Origin of the sequence: Streptomyces sp. NPDC052496, from assembly GCF_040679095.1 — a bacterium.
Taxonomy (GTDB): domain Bacteria; phylum Actinomycetota; class Actinomycetes; order Streptomycetales; family Streptomycetaceae; genus Streptomyces.
The window spans coordinates 1-23,782 of record NZ_JBFAUH010000025.1 but is presented as its reverse complement, the minus strand read 5'-3'; the positions used below and the strand labels follow the sequence as shown (position 1 = coordinate 23,782).

General features: G+C 70.9%; 16 protein-coding genes and 1 tRNA gene. 4 read left to right on the top strand and 13 right to left on the bottom strand.

Annotation, left to right across the window (positions count from 1 at the left end):
• Positions 1 to 12 precede the first annotated feature (12 nt).
• Positions 13 to 441 carry a hypothetical protein gene (locus tag AB0L45_RS29360; protein WP_365845185.1) on the bottom strand — a complete coding sequence of 143 codons (429 nt, stop codon included), beginning with the start codon at positions 439 to 441 and terminating at the stop codon, positions 13 to 15.
• A gap of 349 nt (positions 442 to 790) precedes the next feature.
• Here AB0L45_RS29360 and AB0L45_RS29355 point away from each other — a divergent pair, with 349 nt between their 5' ends.
• Positions 791 to 1,873: a hydroxymethylbilane synthase gene (locus AB0L45_RS29355; protein ID WP_365845183.1), complete on the top strand. Its 1,083-nt coding sequence runs from the start codon at positions 791 to 793 to the stop codon at positions 1,871 to 1,873.
• Between the two features lie 78 nt (positions 1,874 to 1,951).
• On the top strand, positions 1,952 to 2,461 hold the full coding sequence (locus AB0L45_RS29350; protein WP_365845181.1) for a hypothetical protein: 510 nt from the start codon (positions 1,952 to 1,954) through the stop codon (positions 2,459 to 2,461).
• A gap of 131 nt (positions 2,462 to 2,592) precedes the next feature.
• Here AB0L45_RS29350 and AB0L45_RS29345 read toward each other — a convergent pair whose 3' ends face one another.
• On the bottom strand, positions 2,593 to 3,012 hold the full coding sequence (locus tag AB0L45_RS29345) for a PPOX class F420-dependent oxidoreductase (protein WP_365845180.1): 420 nt from the start codon (positions 3,010 to 3,012) through the stop codon (positions 2,593 to 2,595).
• A gap of 182 nt (positions 3,013 to 3,194) precedes the next feature.
• Between AB0L45_RS29345 and AB0L45_RS29340 the strand changes: the two genes are divergently transcribed.
• On the top strand, positions 3,195 to 4,577 hold the full coding sequence (locus AB0L45_RS29340; protein ID WP_365845178.1) for a methyltransferase domain-containing protein: 1,383 nt from the start codon (positions 3,195 to 3,197) through the stop codon (positions 4,575 to 4,577).
• A gap of 94 nt (positions 4,578 to 4,671) precedes the next feature.
• On the opposite strand, the gene AB0L45_RS29335 is transcribed toward AB0L45_RS29340, so the two are convergent.
• The 9 genes from AB0L45_RS29335 to AB0L45_RS29295 all read right to left on the bottom strand — a co-directional run bounded on the left by AB0L45_RS29335 (position 4,672) and on the right by AB0L45_RS29295 (position 19,752).
• Positions 4,672 to 5,142: a DNA starvation/stationary phase protection protein gene (locus AB0L45_RS29335; RefSeq protein WP_365845176.1), complete on the bottom strand. Its 471-nt coding sequence runs from the start codon at positions 5,140 to 5,142 to the stop codon at positions 4,672 to 4,674.
• A gap of 474 nt (positions 5,143 to 5,616) precedes the next feature.
• Positions 5,617 to 6,000: a helix-turn-helix transcriptional regulator gene (locus AB0L45_RS29330; protein WP_365845174.1), complete on the bottom strand. Its 384-nt coding sequence runs from the start codon at positions 5,998 to 6,000 to the stop codon at positions 5,617 to 5,619.
• Positions 6,001 to 6,109: 109 nt separating this feature from the next.
• The gene (locus AB0L45_RS29325; protein WP_365845355.1) at positions 6,110 to 6,601 is read right to left on the bottom strand and encodes a CinA family protein; all 492 of its coding nucleotides are present in this window, start codon (positions 6,599 to 6,601) and stop codon (positions 6,110 to 6,112) included.
• Positions 6,602 to 6,925: 324 nt separating this feature from the next.
• Positions 6,926 to 7,615 (bottom strand): CDP-diacylglycerol--glycerol-3-phosphate 3-phosphatidyltransferase, encoded by a 690-nt coding sequence (gene pgsA, locus AB0L45_RS29320; protein ID WP_365845172.1) that lies wholly within the window; start codon positions 7,613 to 7,615, stop codon positions 6,926 to 6,928.
• On the bottom strand, positions 7,612 to 9,105 hold the full coding sequence (gene rimO / locus AB0L45_RS29315; RefSeq protein WP_365845170.1) for a 30S ribosomal protein S12 methylthiotransferase RimO: 1,494 nt from the start codon (positions 9,103 to 9,105) through the stop codon (positions 7,612 to 7,614). The genes pgsA and rimO overlap by 4 nt, the downstream gene beginning before the upstream one ends.
• A gap of 78 nt (positions 9,106 to 9,183) precedes the next feature.
• Positions 9,184 to 9,999 carry a RodZ domain-containing protein gene (locus AB0L45_RS29310; protein ID WP_365845168.1) on the bottom strand — a complete coding sequence of 272 codons (816 nt, stop codon included), beginning with the start codon at positions 9,997 to 9,999 and terminating at the stop codon, positions 9,184 to 9,186.
• Positions 10,000 to 10,271: 272 nt separating this feature from the next.
• Positions 10,272 to 13,097, bottom strand: a complete 2,826-nt coding sequence (locus tag AB0L45_RS29305) for a DNA translocase FtsK (RefSeq protein ID WP_365845166.1) — start codon at positions 13,095 to 13,097, stop codon at positions 10,272 to 10,274.
• A gap of 225 nt (positions 13,098 to 13,322) precedes the next feature.
• Positions 13,323 to 13,985 (bottom strand): response regulator, encoded by a 663-nt coding sequence (locus AB0L45_RS29300; protein WP_365845164.1) that lies wholly within the window; start codon positions 13,983 to 13,985, stop codon positions 13,323 to 13,325.
• A gap of 253 nt (positions 13,986 to 14,238) precedes the next feature.
• On the bottom strand, positions 14,239 to 19,752 hold the full coding sequence (locus AB0L45_RS29295) for a HAMP domain-containing protein (protein WP_365845162.1): 5,514 nt from the start codon (positions 19,750 to 19,752) through the stop codon (positions 14,239 to 14,241).
• Between the two features lie 287 nt (positions 19,753 to 20,039).
• Between AB0L45_RS29295 and AB0L45_RS29290 the strand changes: the two genes are divergently transcribed.
• On the top strand, positions 20,040 to 22,682 hold the full coding sequence (locus tag AB0L45_RS29290; protein WP_365845160.1) for a SpoIIE family protein phosphatase: 2,643 nt from the start codon (positions 20,040 to 20,042) through the stop codon (positions 22,680 to 22,682).
• A gap of 86 nt (positions 22,683 to 22,768) precedes the next feature.
• On the opposite strand, the gene AB0L45_RS29285 is transcribed toward AB0L45_RS29290, so the two are convergent.
• Positions 22,769 to 22,841, bottom strand: a tRNA-Thr gene (locus AB0L45_RS29285).
• 98 nt (positions 22,842 to 22,939) lie between these two features.
• Positions 22,940 to 23,626: a DegT/DnrJ/EryC1/StrS family aminotransferase gene (locus tag AB0L45_RS29280; protein ID WP_365845158.1), complete on the bottom strand. Its 687-nt coding sequence runs from the start codon at positions 23,624 to 23,626 to the stop codon at positions 22,940 to 22,942.
• Positions 23,627 to 23,782: the final 156 nt, after the last annotated feature.

Genomic DNA, 23,782 nt, shown 5'->3' with positions numbered 1-23,782 from the left:
AATCGGGTGACCTCACCACCCGCGACTCCGACTCCGACTCCGGCTCCGACCCCGACCTCGCCCCAGCCCCCGCCACGCCCTGATCACCCCACTCCTCAGCGCACCCCCGATACCAACACCAATACCGGCACCGCCACCGGCGCCAGCACCGGGAAGCCGCCCCGCACCCCCACCCCCACCCCCACCTCGCCAGCTCCCCCACCCGCTCCCACTCCCACGCCTCCCCCCGCCCCGCGCCCGCTCCCCCCACGGCACGCAGTGCACCGGCAACAGGCTCAGCCCCCATCCCCCGGCCGCCACCGCTCCCTCGACGATGCCCGACGTGCCCGGCCACAGCGTCAGCCGGAGTACGGCCCACCACCACAGACCCGCGGCAGCGGCCCTGGCCGCCAGCCAGGCCGGGGATATACCGAACCGGGCGAAGAAGTCGTGCCTAGCCATGACTGCCTCCTCCGGTCGACGCTAGACGGGCGCAGCCGTCCAGCGGGAGGGCGCACCGGGGCACAACCGGCGCGAACATTTCGACGGGGCTCGTGCGTCCATACCCCGTCCCCACGGATCTCTGTCTCCCGGTATTTTCGCCCGCCACCACCCGGCCCGCATCCAGACGGCCCGTGGCCGCCGCCCGGCGCGTGGGGCGCGCGCACCGGAACAGCCGCCCCCTCCCACCCCCGTACACCAGCTCGAACCCGTATCTCCCCGGCCCGTCGGCCGGTGTCTCTTACGCTGCACTGAATGATCACTGCCCCACGGCGGGCACCGCCCGAGATGCACCGAACGGAGACCGTCCGTGAGCGCCGATTTTCCCGCCCGTGAGCTGCGCATCGGAACCCGTACGAGTCCTCTGGCCCTCGCCCAGACCGCCGAGGTCACCCGACGGCTGCGCCGGCTCGACCCGCAGCTGCGGACCGTGACCGTGCCGGTCCGGGCCGAGGCCGGTCCCGAACCCGGCGGCGAGGGCGACAGCAGCGGCGGGAAGGGCCTGGTCGTCAAGGCGCTGGACGCGCGGTTGCAGAGCGGTGCCATCGATCTCGCGCTGCACTGCCTCAAGGACGTGCCCGGCGACGTGCCGCTCCGCGCGGGTCTGGTCGTCGCTGCTCACCTGGAGCGTGCCGACGTCCGGGACGTCCTGGTCGTCCCCGAGCACTCGACGGTGCGCCACCTCGACGATCTCCCGCCCGGCGCCCGGGTCGGCACCGCCTCCGTACGCCGCCGGGCCCAGCTCCTGCGCACCCGCCCCGACCTGCGGATCGTCCCCGTACGCGGCGCGGTGGACACCCGTCTGGAACTCCTGGACGGCACACGCACCGCACGAGCCGGGGAGGACCCGCCCGGACAGGAACAGACCGGACAGGACCAAGCCGGGCAGAACCGGGCAGGACAGGACCGGACCGGACAGGAACAGGACCACGATGCATCCGCCCCTCTCGACGCCATGGTCCTGGCGAGTGCCGGACTGGCGCGGCTGGGGCTGGCTCACCGGGTGCGGCAGGTCTTCGAGATCGAGGAGATGCTGCCGGCCGTCGGGGCCGGCGTCCTGTCCCTGGAATGCCGCCGCGACGACAGCACCGTCGCCGCGCTGCTGGAACAGCTCAACCACGAGCCCACGCTCACCGAGGTGACCGCCGAACGCGTGATGCTCCAGGGCCTGCGCGGCCACTGCAACAGCCCCATCGCGGGCTACTGCGTCACCGGCCCGGACGGCCGGCTCTCCCTGCGCGGCACGGTCTTCTCCCCGGACGGCACCGCCTTCGCGCAGGTCCACCTGTGCAGCGACGCCCCGCACGACCCGGCGGCACTCGGCGCGCACGCCGCCACCGAACTGCTGAGCCAGGGCGCCCGCTCCCTGATCGACACCGGAGTTCCGCTCTGAACCGCTTGCCGCGCCACCCGCATTCCGTACCCCGCCCCCGGAGGGAAAGCCCGCTGAAGGCAGGCGTACGCTCCGATCATGGAGGGGCGTAAGGCGCTTCGGCGCCGTATTCGTATCTGGCTGGTCGTCTTCATCATCGGTCTCGTACTGAGCGGACTGACGGCCTTTCCGCTCGTCACCGAACTTCGGTGGGCCGACACACTGCTGCGGTCCGACGCATCACCACTCGGCGGTCATTTCCCGGGGCTGGTGGAGTGGATCGGCAGGGCTCGGGAGGGGCTGGAGGCGACCGACGCGAAGTATCCGTTCCTGCTCTACGGAACGGACTGGCTGGCGTTTGCACACCTGGTCATCGCGGTGGCGTTCTACGGTCCGTTCCGCGACCCGGTCCGTAACATCTGGGTCATCGACTTCGGCATGATCGCCTGCGCGGGCATCATTCCGCTGGCCCTCATCTGCGGCCCGATCCGCGGAATTCCGTTCTACTGGCAGCTCATCGACATGTCCTTCGGTGTCTTCGGTGTGATTCCGCTCCTGGTGGTCCGCCGAATGATCAAACGCCTGGAATCGTACGAACTCGCCGCCTGAACGCAGAAGAGCCCGGCGGCGAGAGCGACAGCACGGGCCCGTATCCGCACATCCACATCCCTGAACAGCCGAAGACCTCCCCCGGAATTCCGCACTTGCGGAATCCCGCGGGAGGTCCCGCACATGAACCGTCAGCCGGCCTGGCTGCTGTCCTTGTGGCTGCCCCAGCCGTGCCAGCGGTCGATCTCGATCCAGGCACTGACCCGGCCGCGGTCGCGCTGCGGATAGGGATCGTCCATGTAGTGCCGGGCCAGCCGGTCGATGTCGGTCAGGTCCTTGTCGTCACGGAATTCGGTGACGCGCCCGATGATGCTGATGTGGGTGTACCAGCTCGACTCGTCGAGGACGGTGAGCGTCACCCTGGGGTCGTTGCGCAGGTGCTGCAGGCGCTTGCGGCCCTCGTCCATGTTGACCAGCACCCGGCCGTCGTCCCAGAGGTACCAGGTCGCCGTGGAGACCGGCTGGCCGTCCGACCGCAGGGTCGTGATGACGGCCGGGTTGGCCTTCTTCAGCATGTCGATCGCGTCTTGTGGCAGCGGGGGTTTCGACATAGCGGACACTCCTCCATACGTTGCTGATCCGGCGTTCGTTTCCCCACATGATCGTCTGCCCACACCTCCCCGAATCACAGACACGCCACTACGGCGCCACCGTCACGCGGGGCGGACAGTCGCGTCACCGTCCGCTACCTTCGGCAGCCCGGTCCACAACCACCAGGCGATCCGGAGCACCAGTGACCCACGCCTCCCCCGCCCCGTCACCCGTCGCCCCCGGCCCCAACCCCAACCCCAACCCCAGCCCAAGCCCCAACTCCGGCCCTCACCCCCTCCTCTCCCAACTCCTCTCCCAAGTGGCCACCGCACTCGGACGCCCCGTCCCCGCCTGCTGGGTGCGGGCGCTCCATGCGGTGCCGCGTGACCTGTTCCTGCCCGGGCGGGTCTGGCTCCGTGACGGGGCCGGCGGGTACGTGGCCTGTGACCGCGGCGCGGAACCGGTCCGCTGGGCCGAAGCGGCGTACGGCGACGTGCCGGTCGTCACGCAGATCGTCGAGGACGACGACGGGTTCCAGGAGCCCACCTCGTCCGCCTCCGCGCCCAGCACGGTGCTGCGCATGCTGGAGGACGCCGCGCTCGCCGACGGGCACCGGGTGCTGGAGATCGGCACCGGTACCGGCTTCCACGCGGCCCTCCTCGCGCATCGCCTCGGGTCCGGGAACGTGGTGAGCATCGAGGTCGATCCGACGCTGGCCGAGGCCGCCCGCACCATGCTGGAGGCCGCCGGGTACGCCCCCGCGGTCGTCACCGGCGACGGGGCGCACGGCCACGCCGCTGCCGCCCCGTACGACCGGCTCATCTCCACCTGCTCCGTGCGCTCCGTCCCCGCGGTCTGGCTCGCGCAGACGGCGCCCGGCGCCCGTCTCGTCGTGCCGTGGAGCACCAGCTGGATCACGTACGGGACGCTCGTCCTCACCCGGCATCCGGACGCCACGGCCACCGGGCGGTTCGCGGGCTACGGCTCCTACATGGTGATGCGCGGCCGGCGTGCGACCGCCGATCTCGACCGCGACCTTCTGCGCATGGGGCAGCGCCCCATGCACTCGGACACGGCCCTGTCCCCCTGGGCGGTGGCGGGCGGCAGCCTGGACGCACAGTTCGCGATCGGACTGCGTGTGCCCGACGTGTGGCACTCCTGGGACACCGGCACGGGCTCCGGCACCGACACCGGCACCGGCACGGGCTCCGACACCAACACCGACACCGACGCAGGCGCCCTCGCAGACATGCGCCCCGTGCACACCCGCCTATGGCTGGCCGACGACGCCGCCACCTCATGGGCCGCAGTCGATTACGACGGCCGGCAGACCGCGACCTACCACGTACGGCAGCACGGTCCGCGCCGCCTCTGGGACGAGATCGAGGCGGCTCACCGGCAATGGATACACGCCGGCGAGCCGGAGATCGCCCGCCACGGCCTCACTGTCACCACCGAAGGGCAGCGGCTCCACATCGACGACGCCCTGCCCCACAGCAACGCCAGCACCACCAGCACCATTACCACTAACCCCGACCGCACCAACAGCACCAGCGCCCCCCTGACGGCGTCAGAGGGGCGCTGAGGCGGCCTGCCCCACGGACAGACCGGAAACACGAAACACCGGGGAGACCCGGGAAGGCTCGGAAAGCCCGAAATCACCGGGAGGCCGCAAGCGGTCAGGCGGACTCGGCCTGGAACATCCAGTGGTGCTTCTCCAGGTCGGCGGTCAGGCCGATGAGGATGTCCTGGGAGACCGGGTCGGGCTCGTCCGTGACGCGGATGCGCTCACGCATCCGGGCGATGACGGCGCCGAGTGCATCGGTCACGACGCGGACCACCTCGGCGTCCTTGATCCAGTTGTCCTGCACCGTGTCGATGCCGCTGGTCTTCGCGACCGTCTCGGCCCGGCCGTCCGGGGAGACGCCGATCGCCGAGGCGCGCTCGGCCACCGTGTCGGCGTAGGCGCGAGCCGTGTCCACGACATCGTCCAGCTGGAGATGCACGGACCGGAAGCGCGGGCCGATGATGTTCCAGTGGACCTGCTTCGCCACGAGCGAGAGATCCACCAGGTCGACGAGGGCTCCCTGCAGTGCGTCCCCGACCACCTTGCGGTCGTCGTCGGACAGCGTGCTCTTGACGACAGACATCCATTTACTCCTTTTCAGGGCGAATGACTCCGCTTCGCCCATCGTACAAACGATTGGTCCTGTCTGTACGGGTCGAGTACCCAGATGCGCTGCGGTAATGCGCGGCCCCTTCACCTGAGGACGAAAGTCCCGCCGGCCGCGGCACTCGGCCCGGCCCTGGAGTCCCTGAAAAGCCCTGAGCCCCGTCCGGCAGCTGCCGGACGGGGCTCAGGGAAGTCGATGGGGCCTCTAAGGGGGCCAGTCCACGGAAACGGACTCGGACGAGGACGACGGGACTCGAACGACGACAACGGAACTCGGACGAGGATAACGAGGAAAACGAGGACAACGAGCTCGGGCCACTCGGCCCGCTCGAACCACTCAAGCCGCCACAGCACCGGGCTTCAGCCCACGGCACGCACCCGGGCCCAGCTCCAGCTCCAACCGCAGCCCCGGCCCAAGCCACGCTCACACCCTCAAGCCACGCCCACATCCTCAGGCCGCGACGACGTCCACGGCCTCCGCGGGCGCCTTGATCGTCACGCGGTCCTCCGGAACCCCGGCCAGCGAGGTCACGGACACCGAGTTCAGCTTGGGGCGGACCGGTGCGGGCACCGGGTCGCCGGCGGCGGCGGACCGCGCCAGCTCCGCGAGCGCCAGCTCGTCGCTGACCTCCCGCATCAGCTCGGACATGCGCACGTCCAGCGCGTCACAGATCGCCGAGAGCAGTTCGGAAGAGGCTTCCTTCTGTCCCCGTTCGACCTCGGACAAATAGCCGAGCGACACCCGGGCGGAGGAGGAGACCTCGCGCAGGGTGCGGCCCTGGCGCTGACGCTGTCGGCGCAGCACGTCACCCAGCAGGCGACGAAGCAGAATCATCGCTGGCTCCCTCCTCGGACCTCGGATCCGGATCCTTCTCGCCCCACCGTACCGCCTCGGGCCTCGGCCGTGCGGGGCGTGAGTTCGTGTTCACTCAGGGCTGCAAACATCAAAATTCCCCCCGTTGTTCCGTATCCTGTGCCGCCGCGTTCTCTGTCAGTTGACTCGCCAGCAGCCGGAGCACCGCCGCCACCGTGTCCCGGCGGATCCGCCGGCGGTCGCCGTCCAGCGTCAGGCGCAGCACGCCGCCCGCTCCGCCGGGGCCGTCGGCCGCGACGAAAACGGTGCCCACAGGCTGTCCGTCCTGGGGGTCCGGGCCGGCCACCCCCGTAGTGGCGATACCCCAGTGCGCGCTCAGCACACGCCTTACACCACGGGCCATCTGGCGGGCAACTTCCGCGTCGACGGCGCCGCGCGCGTCGAGCAGTGGCCCGTCGACACCGAGAATGTCCCGCTTGAGCTCGGTCGCGTACGCCGTGACCGAGCCGCGGAAGGCCCGGGAGGCTCCGGGTACCCCGGTGAGCGCTCCGGCAACCAGTCCGCCCGTGAGGGACTCGGCCACTGCCAGGCTCTCCCCGCGCGCCACCAGCTCGTCCAGCACCCGCGCGGCGAGTACGTCGCGCGCCCGATCCGCCGCCGTCAGCCCCTCGGCGGACGGCTCCGGGGCCTCTTCGCCGACCGGGCCACTCACATCCCGGAACACAGCCCCATGCGCACCGTCGTACACGGCCCCATGCGCACCTTCACACACGGCCCCACGGGCACCGTCGTGCACAGCCCCATGCACACCGTCACACGCGGCCCCATGCCCATCTCCAGGCAGGGCCCCACCCGTACCCCGCTCCATATCAGCACGCATTTCCGCAACCACTTCGCAAGGTCGCCCACGCGGCCGGCCCAGGATTCACCGTACGGGTGCCCCGTCTCACCGTACGGATCCCCCGTCGCCCTGGGCCTGTGCGGCCGTCCTGGCCCGCTCCTCGGCCTGTACGGCCTGCGCCTCAGCCAGTCCGGCCCGCCGCAGGACGATCGCCTGCCGTACGTAGTCCAGGCCGGTCACGACCGTCAGCACGACGGCCACCGCCATCACCCACCACCGGAACGTCGCCAGCGGCCCGGACAGCACGAGCACGTACATGCCGACCGCGGTGCCCTGGGCGAGCGTCTTCAGCTTCCCGCCGCGGCTGGCGGGGATGACCCCGTGTCTGATCACCCAGAACCGCATCAGTGTGATGCCCAGCTCGCGGAAGAGGATGACGCCGGTCACCCACCACGAGAGGTCGTCCAGCACGGACAGGCAGATCAGCGCCGCGCCCATGATCGCTTTGTCCGCGATCGGGTCGGCGATCTTCCCGAAGTCCGTGACGAGGTTGTACTGGCGCGCCAGGTGGCCGTCGAACAGGTCGGTGATCATGGCGATGGCGAAAGCGGCCCAGGCGAACGAGCGCCAGGCCGGGTCGTAGCCGCTGCCGTGCATCAGCAGCAGCACGAAGGCCGGTATGAGCAGCAGCCGCACCATGGTCAGGACGTTGGCGATGTTCCACAGCCCGGCCGTCCGGACGGCCGGCGCCGGGCGGTGGTGCCCACCGGCCGCGGAAGCCGGGACTCCGGTCATCTGCCCGCCTCCTCAGTACACGGCACGCCGTCCACCGACAGCACCTCGGCCACCAGGTCGACGCCTTCACTCGACACGACCTTTGCTTCGACCATACGTCCCGGCGCGAGGTCGAGTGCGGTGCGCAGCAGGGTCACGCCGTCGGTCTCGGGGGCCTGGTGCGCGGCGCGCCCCACGACCCCGTCCTCCTCGTCGACGCTGTCCACCAGGACGCTGAGGGTCTCACCGAGGCGCTCCTCGGCGCGCTGCGCGGTCAGCTCCTCGGCCAGCCGCGAGATGCGCGCGAGGCGCTCGGCGACCTCGTCCGGGTCGACCTTCTTGTCGTACGTGGCGGCCTCGGTGCCGTCCTCGTCGGAGTAGCCGAACACGCCGATCGCGTCCAGCCGCGCCCCGGTCAGGAAGCGCTCCAGCTCGGCGAGGTCGTCCTCGGTCTCGCCGGGGAAGCCGACGATGAAGTTCGAGCGGGCACCGGCCTGCGGCGCCTTCGTGCGGATCTGCTCCAGCAGGTCCAGGAAGCGGTCGGTGTCACCGAAGCGCCGCATGGCGCGCAGCACGCCCGGCGCCGAGTGCTGGAAGGACAGGTCGAAGTACGGGGCGACCTTCTCCGTCTGCGTCAGCACGTCGATCAGGCCGGGGCGCATCTCGGCGGGCTGCAGGTAGCTGACCCGGATGCGCTCCAGGCCGTCGACGGCGGCCAGCTCCGGCAGCAGCGTCTCCAGCAGGCGGATGTCGCCCAGGTCCTTGCCGTAGGAGGTGTTGTTCTCGGAGACCAGCATGATCTCCTTCACCCCCTGCTCCGCGAGCCAGCGGGTCTCGCCGAGCACGTCGGAGGGGCGGCGCGAGATGAAGGAGCCGCGGAAGGACGGGATGGCGCAGAAGGAGCAGCGGCGGTCGCAGCCGGAGGCCAGCTTCACGGAGGCGACCGGGCTGGTGCCCAGCCGGCGCCGTAGCGGCGCACGGGGCCCTGAGGCGGGCGCCACGCCCTCCGGCAGGTCCGCGGGGGCCGGGGCCGGCTCGACCGCGCCGTGGCCGGGCAGGGCGACGCCTGCGGCGTCCTGGCGCTCGGCCGGGCTGATCGGCAGCAGCTTGCGGCGGTCGCGCGGGGCGTGCGCCTCGACGCTGCCGCCGCTCAGGATCGTCTGCAGCCGGCCGGAGATGTCGCTGTAATCGTCGAAGCCGAGGACGCCGTCGGCCTCCGGCAGCGCCTCGGCCAGCTCCTTGCCGTACCGCTCGGCCATGCAGCCGACGGCCACCACCGCCTGGGTGCGGCCGTGGTCCTTCAGGTCGTTGGCCTCCAGCAGGGCATCGACGGAGTCCTTCTTGGCGGCCTCGACGAAGCCGCAGGTGTTGACGACGGCGACATCGGCATCGGCGGCGTCCTCGACGAGGTCCCAGCCGTCCGCTGCCAGGCGGCCTGCGAGCTCCTCCGAGTCCACCTCGTTACGGGCGCAGCCAAGAGTGACAAGGGCGACGGTACGGCGTTCGGGCATGGAGTCAGCCTACTTTGTCCCGGCAACCTCCATCGCTGCCAGGGTTGCCCCGTCCGTCCGGCCCCGTCCCGGCCCTGCTCAGCCCGCCTGCGGGCCCGCCGAGTAGCTCAGCCGCTCGACCGCTCCCTTGTCGCCGACCTTCTCGATCTCCTTGCCGTTGACGAACAGCTGCACGACCCCGGCATTGCCGACGACCAGGTCGATGCGCTTCTTGTCCGTGAACGTCTTGGACTCACCCTTCTTGAGCAGGCCGTCCTCCAGCAGTCGGCCGTTGGCGTCCTTGGCGGCGATCCAGCTCTGCCCGTCCTTCGCCGTGATCTTGACGGTGACCTTGTCCTTCGGTACGCCCGCGATGGCGCTCTCCGAGGGCCCGGGTCCGGGAACGGTGCTGGGCTTGGCGGTCTTGCCGGACTTGCCGGCGGCGGGCTCGGTCGGCCGCACCGGCGCCGCGGTGTTGTCGCCGTCGGCGACCGCGCTCCCCTTGCCGCCGCCGCTGAAGAGGGTGAAACCGACGAAGCCGACGACCACGACGATGGCCGCGACCATCGCCGCCGTCCAGTTCGGGCGGCCGCGCTCGGGCCGGATGCGCTCGGCCTCGAAGAGCGGCGCGGCGGGGGTCGGCTCGGGGCGGCCGCCGTGGTCCCCGTCGAACTGTGCGATCAGCGGTTCCGGATCGAGGCCGACGGCGCGCGCGAGCGTGCGCAGGTGCCCGCGCGCGTAGACGTCGCCGCCGCAGCGCGAGAAGTCGTCCTGCTCGATGCCCTGCACGATGGGCACGCGCACCCGAGTGGTGGAACTGACCTCGTCGACGGTCAGTCCCGCCGCGAGACGGGCCTGCTGGATGGCGCGGCCGATGGAGGGCCGGTCGTCTTCGGGGGAGTTGCCGATGGACACGTGGGCGCCTTTCGAGCGTGAGCCACCTGCTGGAGGTTCAGTCTAGGGGTGTACCGAAAGGGTCGGGCAAGCGGAAGAGCGGACTTTGTACGCCATCAGAAGGCCGGGTCAGGCCGCCGGACGCCCGGTCCGGCCGCCGATGGTGCACCATCCTCCCACCACCTCCCTCAACTTGACGTATCGCCGGGAGAAACGGTTGCTTACGATCTCTCGCGCCGCCCTCGGACCGCCCGTACGGGTGAATCGGAGGCGGTGCCCCCGGACGACGGCCTCTATGAGGGCGTCTCCCCCCGGATGACCGCCAGTACGCCCTCCAACTCGTCCGGCTTGACGAGCACGTCGCGCGCCTTGGAGCCCTCGCTGGGCCCGACGATGTTGCGCGACTCCATCAGGTCCATCAGCCGCCCGGCCTTGGCGAAGCCGACGCGCAGCTTGCGCTGGAGCATGGACGTGGACCCGAACTGGGTGGAGACCACCAGTTCCGCGGCCTGGCACAGCAGGTCCAGGTCGTCGCCGATGTCCTCGTCGATCTCCTTCTTCTTGGCCGTGCCGACCGTGACGTCGTCCCGGAAGACCGGCGCCATCTGGTCCTTGCAGTGCTGCACGACCTGCTGGACCTCGTCCTCCTGCACGAACGCGCCCTGCATACGGACGGGTTTGTTCGCGCCCATCGGCAGGAAGAGGCTGTCGCCCTTGCCGATCAGCTTCTCCGCGCCGGGCTGGTCGAGGATGACCCGGCTGTCGGCGAGCGAGGAGGTCGCGAACGCCAGCCGGGACGGCACGTTCGCCTTGATCAGGCCGGTCACCACGTCCACCGACGGACGCTGGGTGGCCAGCACCAGGTGGATGCCGGCGGCGCGCGCGAGCTGGGTGATGCGGACGATGGAGTCCTCCACGTCCCGCGGCGCCACCATCATCAGATCCGCCAGCTCATCCACGATCACCAGCAGGTACGGGTACGGCGACAGCTCACGCTCGCTGCCCTCCGGCGGCTTGACCTTGCCGCTGCGCACGGCCGCGTTGAAGTCGTCGATGTGGCGGTAGCCGTACGCCGCCAGGTCGTCGTAGCGCAGGTCCATCTCGCGCACCACCCACTGGAGGGCCTCGGCGGCCTTCTTGGGGTTGGTGATGATCGGGGTGATCAGGTGCGGGATGCCCTCGTACGCGGTCAGCTCGACGCGCTTGGGGTCGACCAGCACCATCCGCACCTCGTCCGGGGTGGCGCGCGCCATCACCGAGGTGATCAGGCAGTTGATGCAGGACGACTTGCCGGAGCCGGTGGCGCCCGCGACGAGGATGTGCGGCATCCGCGCCAGGTTGGCCGTCACGTACCCGCCCTCGACGTCCTTGCCGAGCCCGACCAGCAGCGGGTGGTCCTCCCCCACCGACTCCGCCGAGCGCAGCACGTCGCCGAGGTTGACCATCTCCCGGTCGCTGTTGGGGATCTCGATGCCGACCGCGGACTTGCCGGGGATCGGGCTGATGATCCGTACGTCCGGGCTGGCGACCGCGTACGCGATGTTCTTCGCCAGCGCGGTGATCTTCTCGACCTTGACCGCGGGGCCCAGCTCGATCTCGTAGCGGGTGACCGTCGGACCGCGGGTGAAGCCGGTGACCGCCGCGTCGACCTTGAACTCCTGGAAGACGGTGGTCAGCGACGCGACGACGGCGTCGTTGGCGGCGCTGCGGGTCTTGCCGGGGCCGCCGCGGGTGAGCAGGTCCAGCGACGGCAGCGCGTAGGTGATGTCGTTGGACAGCAGCAGCTGCTCGGCGCGCGAGGGCAGCTCGCCGGACGGTTCCGGCGCGGACTTCGTGAAGTCCGGCACCGGCCCCGAGGGCCTGTCCCTGTCGCCCTGGCCCGCGCCGCCCTGGTCGGCGCCCCGTGCGGGCGGCACCGCGCCGCTGTCCTGCCTCGGCCCGGCCGCGGACCGCTCGTCGAGGCCTTCGCCGTCACGGCGCTCGCCGGAGATGCTGCTGCTGAGGTCGGCGACGAGGGGGGAGGGCTGGACGCCGTGCAGGACGGCGCCGTCCAGCGAGGCGGCGGCAGCGGCGGCCACGTCCACCGCGTCCATGGGCCGGTCGGCGGGCTGCAGGGGCGTACGGCGCCCGCGGCGGCGCTTGGCCAGCGCCGCCTCCTCGACGGCGTCCGGGTCGTTGACGTAGTCCGGTTCGGGGGCGGCCCGCCGCCCGCCCCGCCGGGGCTGCTCGCGCCACTCCTCGGCGTACGCGTCGGCCTCCGCGGCCACCGGCTCGGGCTCGTACACCTCGACCAGGCCCAGCCGGGCGCCGAGCAGCCGCAGCCGCTGCGGGATGGCGTTGACCGGTGTGGCGGTGACGACCAGCAGGCCGAAGACGGTGAGCAGCACCAGCAGCGCCACCGCCAGGGTCTGGCCGACGGTGAAGATCAGCGGCTTGGACGCGGCCCAGCCGACGTAGCCGCCGGCGTCCTGCATGGCCGCTATGCCGTCGTTCCGGCCGGGCGATCCGCAGGCCATGGCGACCTGCCCGAGGATGCCGATGACCAGCGCGGACAGGCCGATCACGATCCGCCCGTTGGCCTCCGGCTTCTCCGGGTGGCGGATCAGGCGCAGCGCGATGCCGCCGAGCAGTATCGGTACGACCAGGTCCAGGCGCCCGAAGGCGCCGGTGATCAGCAGCTGGACGAGATCGCCGACCGGGCCGTCGAGGTTGGACCAGGTGCCGGCCGCGATGACCAGCGCGAGTGCGAGGAGCAGCAGCGACAGTCCGTCCTTGCGGTGCGCCGGATCCAGGTTCTTCGCGCCGCGTCCGACGCCGCGGAACATCGCGCCGACGCCGTGCGCCAGCCCGAGCCAGCAGGCGCGCACCAGGCGGTAGACGCCGCCGGTGGGCGACGGTGCCGGTCTGGGCGGCGCCTTCTTGGCGGCTGCCTTCTTCGCCGGCGCGCGCTTGGCCGGCGCGGTCTTCTTGGCGGGCGCCCTCTTGGCCGGAGCCGGCGCCTTCTTCGCCGGTGCACGCTTCGCGGCGGCCTTCTTGGCGGCGCCTCCGGGCTGTCCGGCGCGCTGCTTCGAGGGGCCCGCCGTGCTCTGGGAACCCTTGCCGGACGTACGTGAGGCCATGGTGACGAGATTACAGGCGACGGCCACAGTGACACGAGCGCTCGGGCCTTCACCCATTCGTGTCGCGCGCCGCGCCGCGTACTTCACGCCGTCGGCTCACGATGTCTGCCGCTCGCACGGCTGGTGATGACGCGTCAGGACGCGCCCCGGGAAGAACCCGCCCGGGGGCTCAGGGGCCGCCCAGCGGGCCGCTGGAGGGCCGCACGGCGCTCCGCACGGCGCCCGTCAGGAGGCGGCGTTGCCCGTGCCGGGCTCCAAGGCGTCCAGCGCCCGCCGCAGCCCGGTGAGCTTGCGCTCCAGATGCGCCGCCGTCGCGATGGCCGCCGCGTCCGCCGACTCGTCCAGCTGCTTGGACAGCGCCTCGGCCTGCTCCTCCACAGCCGCCAGCCGGGCGGACAGCTCGGCGAGCAGCCCCGCGGGCTCCTTGCCGGCCTCGTCCGCCGCGGCGCGGCCGCTCTCCAGCTGGAGCCGCAGCAGCGTCGCCTGCTCCCGCAGTTGACAGTTCTTCATGTACAGCTCGACGAAGACCGAGACCTTGGCGCGCAGCACCCACGGGTCGAACGGCTTGGAGATGTAGTCGACCGCTCCCGCCGCGTAACCACGGAAGGTGTGGTGCGGGCCGTGGTTGATGGCGGTCAGGAAGATGATCGGGATGTCGCGGGTACGCTCGCGCCGCTTGATGTGCGCGGCCGTCTCGAACCCGTCCATCCCCGGCATCTGCACGTCGAGCAGAATCACCGCGAAATCGTCGGTGAGCAGTGCCTTGAGCGCTTCCTCCCCGGACGATGCCCGCACCAGTGTCTGATCGAGCGCGGAGAGGATCGCCTCCAGCGCCAGCAGATTCTCCGGCCGGTCATCGACCAGGAGGATCTTGGCCTTCTGCACCATGGCCCGTCCTCCTCGCCCCGGCAATGAACCGGACGCCGCCCCAGGGGACGGCTCTGTCATGCCGCCCGTCCTTGTGCCGGTCATCGTAGCCGCACCCCGCCTGTCGCCACACCCTGTCACCGCGATGTCACTGTGCACGTAGCACAAACGCAGTGAGAGACCAGAAGGTTCCCCGAATACCGCTCTCCCACACGTGGCCGGCCACACTGAGTCAACATGCGGGGAACCTTACGAGCCTCATTTGACGAACGTGTCACCGCGTGCGCATCCATTGCTCCATCACCGTCAGCAGGTGGTCGGTGTCCACCGGCTTGGTCACGTAGTCGGACGCGCCGGCCTCGATGCTCTTCTCCCGGTCGCCCTTCATCGCCTTCGCGGTCAGCGCGATGATCGGCAGCCCGGCGAACTGCGGCATCCGCCGGATCGCGGCCGTGGTCGCGTAGCCGTCCATCTCCGGCATCATGATGTCCATCAGGACCAGCACCACGTCGTCGTGCTGCTCCAGGACCTCGATGCCCTCGCGCCCGTTCTCCGCGTACAGCACGGACAGCCCGTTCTGCTCCAGCACGCTGGTGAGCGCGAACACGTTACGGATGTCGTCGTCGACGATCAGCACCTTCTCGCCGTGGAAGCCGCCGTCGAAGCCGGCCGACACCAGGTCCTGGCCGTTGCCGATCCAGGGCTCCTCGGCGGGCGCCGGCTGGGGCTCGGCGGCCGGCTGCGGGGCCGGCGGCGGCGTGGGCGCGGCGGACAGCTCCGGGCGCGGCGTCGCAGCCGTGGCGGGCCGGCGACGTCGCCGGCCGAGCCCCGGGCCGGTGCCCCGGGAGGGCGTGACGCCGGTCTGCGCGGCGTCCTCCGCGGCCTGCCGCCCCAGCTCCGCGTCGCGCGCCTCGGCGTCCAGCGCGAGGCCGCCCGCGACCAGTTGCGGGTAGCCCTGCGGCGGCAGCCCGCCCGGGTTGTACGGCAGGTAGAGCGTGAACGTCGAGCCGCGGCCCGGCTCACTGGCGGCGTGGATCTCGCCGCCGAGCAGCCGCGCGATCTCCCGGCTGATGGACAGGCCCAGGCCCGTACCGCCGTACTTGCGGCTGGTGGTGCCGTCCGCCTGCTTGAACGCCTCGAAGATCACCCGCATCTTGCTGGACGCGATGCCGATGCCGGTGTCGGTCACCGAGAACGCGATCATGTCGGCGTCCGGCTCGCGCAGCGCGCCGTGCTCCAGCAGGTGCTCGCGGATGTCCGTCGGCACGTCGTCACCGGCCGGCCGGATCACCAGCTCGACGGCGCCGCTGTCGGTGAACTTCACCGCGTTGGCCAGCAGGTTGCGCAGCACCTGGAGCAGTCGCTGCTCGTCGGTGTGCAGCGTGGCGGGCAGCTCCGGGGAGACCCGTACGGAGAAGTCCAGTCCCTTCTCCGCGGTCAGCGGCCGGAACGTGGCCTCCACGTAGTCGACGAGCTGGACCAGCGCGATACGGGTCGGGCTGACGTCCATCTTGCCGGCCTCGACCTTCGACAGGTCCAGGATGTCGTTGATCAGCTGGAGCAGGTCGGAACCGGCGCCGTGAATGGTCTCGGAGAATTCCACCTGTTTCGGGGAGAGGTTCCCCTCCGCGTTGTCGGCGAGCAGTTTGGCGAGGATCAGCAGTGAGTTGAGCGGCGTCCGCAGCTCGTGCGACATGTTCGCCAGGAATTCGGACTTGTAGCGCATCGAGACGGCCAGCTGCTCGGCGCGCTCCTCCAGCACCTGCCGCGCCTCCTCGATCTCGGTGTTCTTCACCTCGATGTCGCGGTTCTGCGCGCGCAGTTGTTCGGCCTTCTCCTCCAGTTCGGAGTTGGACAGCTCCAGCGCCTTCTGCCGGCTCTCCAACTCGCCCGACCGCTCCTTGAGTTGTTCGGTCAGTTCCTGCGACTGCTTGAGCAGCACCTCGGTCTTGGTGTTGACGGAGATGGTGTTCACGCTGGTCGCGATCATCTCCGCGATCTGGCTCAGGAAGTCCTTCTGGATCTGGGTGAACGGCTGGAAGGAGGCCAGCTCGATCACGCCGAGCACCTTGTCCTCGAAGAGCACCGGCAGCACGATCACATTGGCCGGCGGCGCCTCGCCGAGCCCCGAGGCGATCTTCAGATAGCCGGAGGGCACGTTCTCCACCAGGATCGTGCGCTTCTCCGCCGCCGCCGTGCCGATCAGGGTCTCCCCCGGCCGGAACGTCGTCGGCATGGTGCTCATCGAGTAGCCGTACGAGCCCATCAGCCGCAGCTCGTAGGCGCCCGGCTCACCGCCGTCCGCGCCGATCTCGTTGCTGTCGCCGGGCTGCGCGGCGAGGAAGAACGCGCCGTGCTGCGCCGAGACCGCCGGGGACAGCTCGCTCATGATCAGCGTCGCCACGTCCTTGAGGTCGCGGCGGCCCTGCATCAGGCCGGAGATCCGGGCCAGGTTGCCCTTGAGCCAGTCCTGCTCCTCGTTGGCCAGCGTGGTCTCGCGGAGCGTGGCGATCATCGTGTTGACGTTGTCCTGGAGCTCCAGGATCTCGCCCGCCGCGTCCACGTCGATCCGTACGTTGTGGTCACCCAGGGTCACCGCCGCGGCGACGGCGGCGATCGCGCGCACCTGGCGGGTCAGGTTGCCCGCCATCTCGTTGACGGACTCCGTCAGGTCCTTCCACGTACCGGCCACGCCGCGCACCTGGGCCTGGCCGCCGAGCTGGCCTTCCGTACCCACCTCACGGGCCACCCGGGTGACCTGCTCGGCGAAGGAGGACAGCTGGTCGACCATCGTGTTGATGGTCGTCTTCAGGGCCAGGATCTCGCCCCGCGCGTCGATGTCGATCTTCTTGGTCAGATCGCCCTTGGCGATGGCCGTGGTGACCATCGCGATGTTGCGCACCTGGCCGGTCAGGTTGTTGGCCATCGAGTTCACCGACTCGGTCAGGTCCTTCCACGTACCGGCGACGCCGGGTACGCGGGCCTGCCCGCCCAGGATGCCGTCGGTGCCCACCTCGCGGGCCACCCTGGTGACCTCGTCGGCGAACGACGACAGCGTCGTGACCATGGTGTTGACCGTGTCGGCGAGCTGCGCGACCTCGCCGCGCGCCTCGACCGTGACCTTCTTGGTCAGGTCGCCGTTGGCGACCGCCGCGGAGACCTGGGAGATGTTGCGCACCTGGATGGTCAGGTTGTTGGCCATCAGGTTGACGTTGTCGCTGAGGTCCTTCCAGATGCCGGTGACGCCCGGCACCCGGGCCTGGCCGCCCAGCTGGCCCTCCGTACCCACCTCACGGGCGACGCGCGTCACCTGCTCGGCGAACAGGGACAGCTGGTCGACCATGGTGTTCACGGTCGTGACCAGTTCGAGGATCTCGCCCTTGGCGTCGACGGTGATCTTCTTCGACAGGTCGCCGCGCGCGACCGCGGTGGTCACCTCGCCGATGCTGCGCACCTGGGACGTCAGGTTGTTCGCCATGAAATTGACGGACTGGGTGAGGTCCTTCCACGTACCGCTGACGCCCTGCACCTCGGCCTGGCCGCCGAGGATGCCCTCGGTGCCCACCTCGCGCGCCACCCGCGTCACCTGGTCGGCGAACGAGGACAGCTGGTCGACCATCGTGTTCAGGGTGTTCTTCAGCTCCAGGATCTCGCCCCGGGCGTCCACGTCGATCTTCTGCGACAGGTCACCGCGCGCGACCGCCGTGGCGACCTGCGCGATGTTGCGGACCTGGGCGGTCAGGTTGCCGGCCATGCCGTTCACCGAGTCGGTCAGATCGCGCCAGACGCCCGCGACGCCCGGCACCTGGGCCTGGCCGCCGAGCCTGCCGTCCGTACCGACCTCGCGGGCCACCCGGGTGACCTGCTCCGCGAAGGCCGAGAGCTGGTCGACCATCGTGTTGATGGTGTTCTTCAGCTCCAGGATCTCGCCGCGCGCGTCCACGTCGATCTTCTGCGACAGGTCACCGCGCGCCACCGCCGTCGTCACCTGGGCGATCTGCCGCACCTGGGAGGTGAGGTTGCCCGCCATGAAGTTGACGGAGTCGGTCAGCTCCTTCCACGTACCGCTGACGCCGTCCACCCGGGCCTGGCCGCCCAGCCGGCCCTCCGTGCCCACGTCGCGGGCCATCCGGGTGACCTGGTCGGCGAACGAGGACAGCTGGTCCACCATCGTGTTCACGGTGTTCTTCAGCTGGAGCATCTCGCCGGACACGTCGACGGTGACCTTCTGCGACAGATCACCGTTGGCCACCGCCGTCGTCACCTGCGCGATGTTGCGCACCTGACCGGTCAGGTTGCGGAACGCGGTGTTGACGGAGTCGGTGAGGTCCTTCCACGTGCCCGCGGCGCCCGGTACGGCGGCCTGGCCGCCCAGCTCGCCCTCGACGCCGATCTCCCGCGCCACGCGCGTCACCTCGGCGCCGAACGAGGACAGCTGGTCCACCATGGTGTTCACGGTGTTCTTCAGTTCGAGCATCTCGCCCGCGACGTCGACGGTGACCTTCTGCGACAGGTCACCGTTGGCGACCGCCGTGGTCACCTGCGCGATGTCGCGGACCTGGCCCGTCAGGTTGCGGAAGGCGTTGTTCACCGAGTCGGTGAGGTCCTTCCACGTACCGGCGGCGCCCGGCACCTGCGCCTGCCCGCCGAGCTGGCCCTCGGCCCCGACCTCGTTGGCGACCCGGGTGACCTCGTCCGCGAAGGTACGCAGCGTCTCGGTCATCGTGTTGATCGTGTCGGCGAGCTGCGCGACCTCGCCGCGCGCGCTGACCGTGACCTTCTGCGACAGGTCGCCGTTGGCCACCGCCGTGGTGACCTGGGCGATCCCGCGCACCTGCGCGGTGAGGTTGCCGGCCATCAGGTTGACGGAGTCCGTGAGGTCCTTCCAGACCCCCGCGACGCCCGGGACCTGCGCCTGGCCCCCCAGCTCGCCCTCCGTACCGACCTCGCGGGCGACGCGCGTCACCTCGGAGGCGAAGGAGGAGAGCTGGTCCACCATCGTGTTGACGGTGTTCTTCAGCTCCAGCATCTCGCCGGCGACGTGGACGGTCACCTTGCGGGACAGGTCACCCTTGGCGACCGCCGTGGTGACCAGCGCGATGTCCCGCACCTGCGCGGTCAGCCGGGACGCCATCGTGTTGACGGACTCGGTCAGGTCCTTCCAGGACCCGGACATCCCGCGCACCCGCGCCTGCCCGCCGAGCTTGCCCTCCGTACCGACCTCGCTGGCGACCCGCGTCACCTCGTCGGTGAAGGCCGACAGCTGGTCCACCAGCCCGTTGACCGTGCGGCCCACCTTCAGGAACTCACCGCGCAGCGGATGCGCCGAGGTCCCGTCCGTACCGCGTGAGCGCAGGTCCATACGCTGTTCCAGGTCGCCCTCGGACACCGCCGAGAGCACCCGGCCCACCTCGGACACCGGCCGTACGAGATCGTCGACCAGGGCGTTCGAGGCGTCCACGGCCGCGGCCCAGGAGCCCTCGCAGGCACCGGCCTCCAGCCGTTCCGTGAGTTTTCCCTCACGGCCGACGACCCGGCGCACCCGCGCCAGCTCTCCCGTCAGGTGCAGATTGCGGTCCGCCACCTCGTTGTAGACAGCGGCGATCTCCGACAGCACTCCGTCTCCGGAGACCGTCAGCCGCTTACGGAAATTCCCGTCCCGCATCGAGACGAGTGCAGCCAGCAGCCGGTTCAGCGCAGCCGTATCCACCTCAGTCGTCCCGTTGCTCCGGGAACGTCCGCCTTTCGCGCGCGTGCTCGTGCCCCGCGCCGCTGCGCCAGACTCCACCGTGTCCCTCCCGCAGGGTCGACCGTTCTACCCGGGCCTTCTCTTTGAGCTTGCCCAGTGTTTCACCATGGCCCAACCAGGCCATAACAGTTCGGCAGCATCGCATACCGTCCCGAGCACGATCGGGGCGCAATCAGACGTGACCGGCATCCGCACGCGCGGCGAAGGTAAGTAACCTGGCATCCGGCTGTCCACCCGCCCTGGCCGTCCAGCACGGGCAGTGGGCGAGCACACCAGGCTTTCGGAGGGGCGCCGCCATGGTGGGAGAGCAGATCACCGACACACGCATGAGGAGACCAGTGATCACCGCGCGGGCCGCTGCCACGTTCGAGCCGGTCGGCCGCTCGGTCGCCACCGCCCGCGCCTTTGTGCGCGACACCCTCCAGGGCTGGGGCTACGGCGACATCGTCGACGACGCCGTCGTCCTGACCAGCGAACTGGTCACCAACGCCGTCGTCCACGCGGGCACCGCCGCCGACGTACTGTGTCTGCGCACGGACGGCGGCGTGCGCATCGAGGTCGCGGACCGCTATCCGGAGCGGGAGATCCCCCTGCAAAACACCGGCCGCGCGTTCGCCCATCCGGACCGCGAGGGCGGCCGCGGGCTGCTGCTGTGCGGCGCGCTGGCCAGCCGCTGGGGCGTGGAGTACACCGCCTCGCAGAAGCACGTCTGGTTCCAGCTCGACCTGCCCGAGCGCCCCGCCGGCACCCGCTCGGCGGGCCCCGCGCTGCCCGTGGACGCCCTGCCGGTCGCCGACAGCCGGGTCCGCGTCGCCGTCGTCCAGATCGACCGCGGCGGCTGCATCAGCTTCTGGAACGAGGACGCCCGGGACCTCTTCGCGTACGACCCCGAGCAGGTCGTCGGCAAGCCGCTCACCGACTTCGCCGCCTGGCCGCACACCCCCGGCACCGGCACCGGCATCGCCGAGGCGCTCCAGCTCTCCCGCTGGGAGGGCTCGTACGGCATACGGGGCGCCGACGGGCGGGTCGTCCCGGTGTACGCCTCCCACCTGCGCGTCCGCGACGCCGACGGCGAGCCGTACACGGTCTGCCTCCTGGTGCGCGACCACGAGCGCGCCGTCCTCCAGAGCCCGCTGCGCACCCCCGCCCCCGACCAGGCCGCCCAGCCGCCCGAGGGCCGCGGCCCCGCCGACCCGTTCGAGGTCTTCATCGGCTCGCCGGCCCCCGACGACCTGGACGGCCTGCTCCAGCGCACCGTCGAGCGCGCCCGCGACATGCTCGACGGCGACGCCGCGTACCTGCTCCTGGCCACCGACGACGAGACCGAGCTGGAGGTACGGGCCTCCACCGGCCTGCCCTCGGCCCGTCAGCGCTTCGCCCGGGTTCCGGTCGAGGCGGGCTCCGGGCGGTACGGCTCCGCCCGCATGCCGGCCGTCCACGAGGACCTGACGGCCGTCCCGGGCGCCGTACCGCTGCTCTCCGGTACGGGCATGCGCTCCGTCGTCACGGTCCCCCTGAAGGTCGAGGGCCGCCTCACCGGCTCCCTGGGCGTCGCCGCCGAGGCCCCCGGCCGCTACACGAACGAGGAGGCGCTGCGCCTCCAGTTCGCCGCCGACCGCATCGCGCTGGCCGTCGAGCGGGCCCGCCTGACCGAGCTGGAACGGCTGCGCCGCGGCTCCCTCTCCTTCCTCGTCGAGGCCTCCGACCTGCTGGCCGGCACCCTCGACCGGGACCAGACGCTGGCCCTGATGGCCCAGATGACGGTGCCCACCCTCGCCACCTGGTGCGCCGTGTACACCGTCGCCGACCAGGCCTCCGAGCCCGAGCTGTCCTACGTCCTGCACGAGGACGAGGACCGCATCGACGGCCTCAAGTCGCTCCTGATGAAGGTCGACCCGCCGGAGCCGGTGCCCACCCCCGGAGCCCGGCTGTGGAACGCGCCGACCGACGCCGCCCACGACGCGGCCCTGCGCACCTCCCTGCGCAGCCTCGGCCTCGGCAACTCGGCCCGCCCCTCCAAGGGCCCCGGCGCCACCCTGGCGACCGCGTCGGCGGTGGGCGGCGAGACCGTCGTGCTGCCGCTGGTGGCCCGCAATCGCGTCATCGGCATGCTCACGCTCGGCAAGCCCAGTGAGGAACACTTCCGCCAGGAGATCCTGGAGCTCGCCGAGGACCTCTCCAGGAGGGCCGCGCTCGCGCTGGACAACGCGCGCCTGTACTCGGAGCGCACGGCCATCAGCCAGTCCCTCCAGCGCAGCCTGCTGCCTCCGGAGCTGCCCGAGGTCCCGGGCGTCGAGGTCGAGGTCATCTACCGCGCGGCCGGCGAGGGCAACGAGGTCGGCGGCGACTTCTACGACCTGTTCCCCATCCGCGACGGCGCGTACGGCTTCGCCATCGGCGACGTCTGCGGTACGGGCCCGGAGGCCGCCGCGGTCACCGGCCTGGCCCGGCACGCGCTGCGGCTGCTCGCCCGGGAGGGCTTCGGCGGCCCCGCCGTCCTGGAGCGGCTGAACGCCGCGATCCTCGACGAGGGCGCCCGCAGCCGCTTCCTGACGCTGCTCTACGGCGAGCTGTGGCCGCAGCGCGACGGCAGCGCCGTGCTGAAGGTCGTCTGCGCCGGCCATCCGCTGCCGCTGCGGCTGCGCCAGGACGGCACGGTCGAGCCCGCCGCCGAGCCGCAGCCCCTGCTGGGCGTCATGGAGGATCTGGAGCTGTACGAACAGACCGTCACCCTCGATCCGGGCGACGTCCTGCTGTGCGTCACCGACGGCGTCACCGAGCGCCGCGAGGGCACTCGCATGCTGGGCGACGACGGCCTCACGGACGTACTGACGACGTGTACGGGCCTGACGGCCGGCGCCGTGGCCGCGCGCATCCTGCGGGCGGTGGAGCGCTTCGCCGCCGAACCGGCCTCCGACGACATGGCCATTCTCGCCATGCGTGTCCCCGAGGTCGCGCTCAACGCGTGACCCGGGGGCCAGCCCCGGCCTTCCTGTAGGCACCGGCCCTTGCGCACGAAAAAGGCCCCCGCCACATGGCGGGGGCCTTTTCTCGGAGCCCCAATACGGAATCGAACCGTAGACCTTCTCCTTACCATGGAGACGCTCTGCCGACTGAGCTATTGGGGCGCGGCAACGAAGAAAACTCTACCCGAACTCGTCCGATAAACCGAATCGCGCACCGCATCCCCCGGAAAGCGCAGCGCACTCCGCCGCAAAAGGGATGTTCAACCCGCCGGCTGCAGCAGACCGCCGAGCGCGTTGCAGGCGCCGGCCATCTTGTGCAGTTCGCGCCGCGACAGGTCGCTGCGGACCGGCAGCGCGAGCGTCTCGTCGACGGCCCGCTCCGTCTGCGGCAGGAAGACATCCCTCCGCAGCCCCGGCGTGCGGTACACGGGCGCCTGTACGGGCACGTGGCAGGCGACGCCCCGGGAGCGCAGGGCCCGCGCGAAGGCGTCCCGGTCCGGACGGCCGTTCCCCGGGACGCGGACGACGTACTGCTCGTAGGTGTGGCCCGCTACGGCGGCCGGCGTCACCACGCCGGTCAGCCGGCCGTTCAGGTAGGCCGCACGGTCCTGCCTGCGCCGCACACCGTCCTGGTCGGCCCGGTCGGCTCCGGGTTCGTGGGCGGCGACGACCAGCAGTCCGTACCGCCGCCCGGTCTCCCGTATCCAGCCCATGTCCGCGGGCCGGCCGAAGCGGTGTACGGCGACGACGGCCGCCGTGCGCGGGGTGACCGCGTCGGCCACCGCGGCCGGGTCGAGGCAGAGACTGTCCGCGTCCACGTCGGCGAAGACCGGCAGCGCGCCCAGCTCCACGACGGCCTCGGCGACCTCGGGGTTGCCGTACGCCGGCACCACCACCTCGTCGCCTGCGCGGACACCGGCCGACCTGAGCGTTCCCACTGTCCCCATGCCAGGGAGCCTGACCACTTGAAGTGAACATGAAGTAACGCGCAGCAGGGCACCACGAAAACAAAAAAGCTCCGGTCCCTGAACCACAAGGTTCAGGGACCGGAGCTGAAAAATTGTTCGGCGGCGTCCTACTCTCCCACAGAGTCCCCTCTGCAG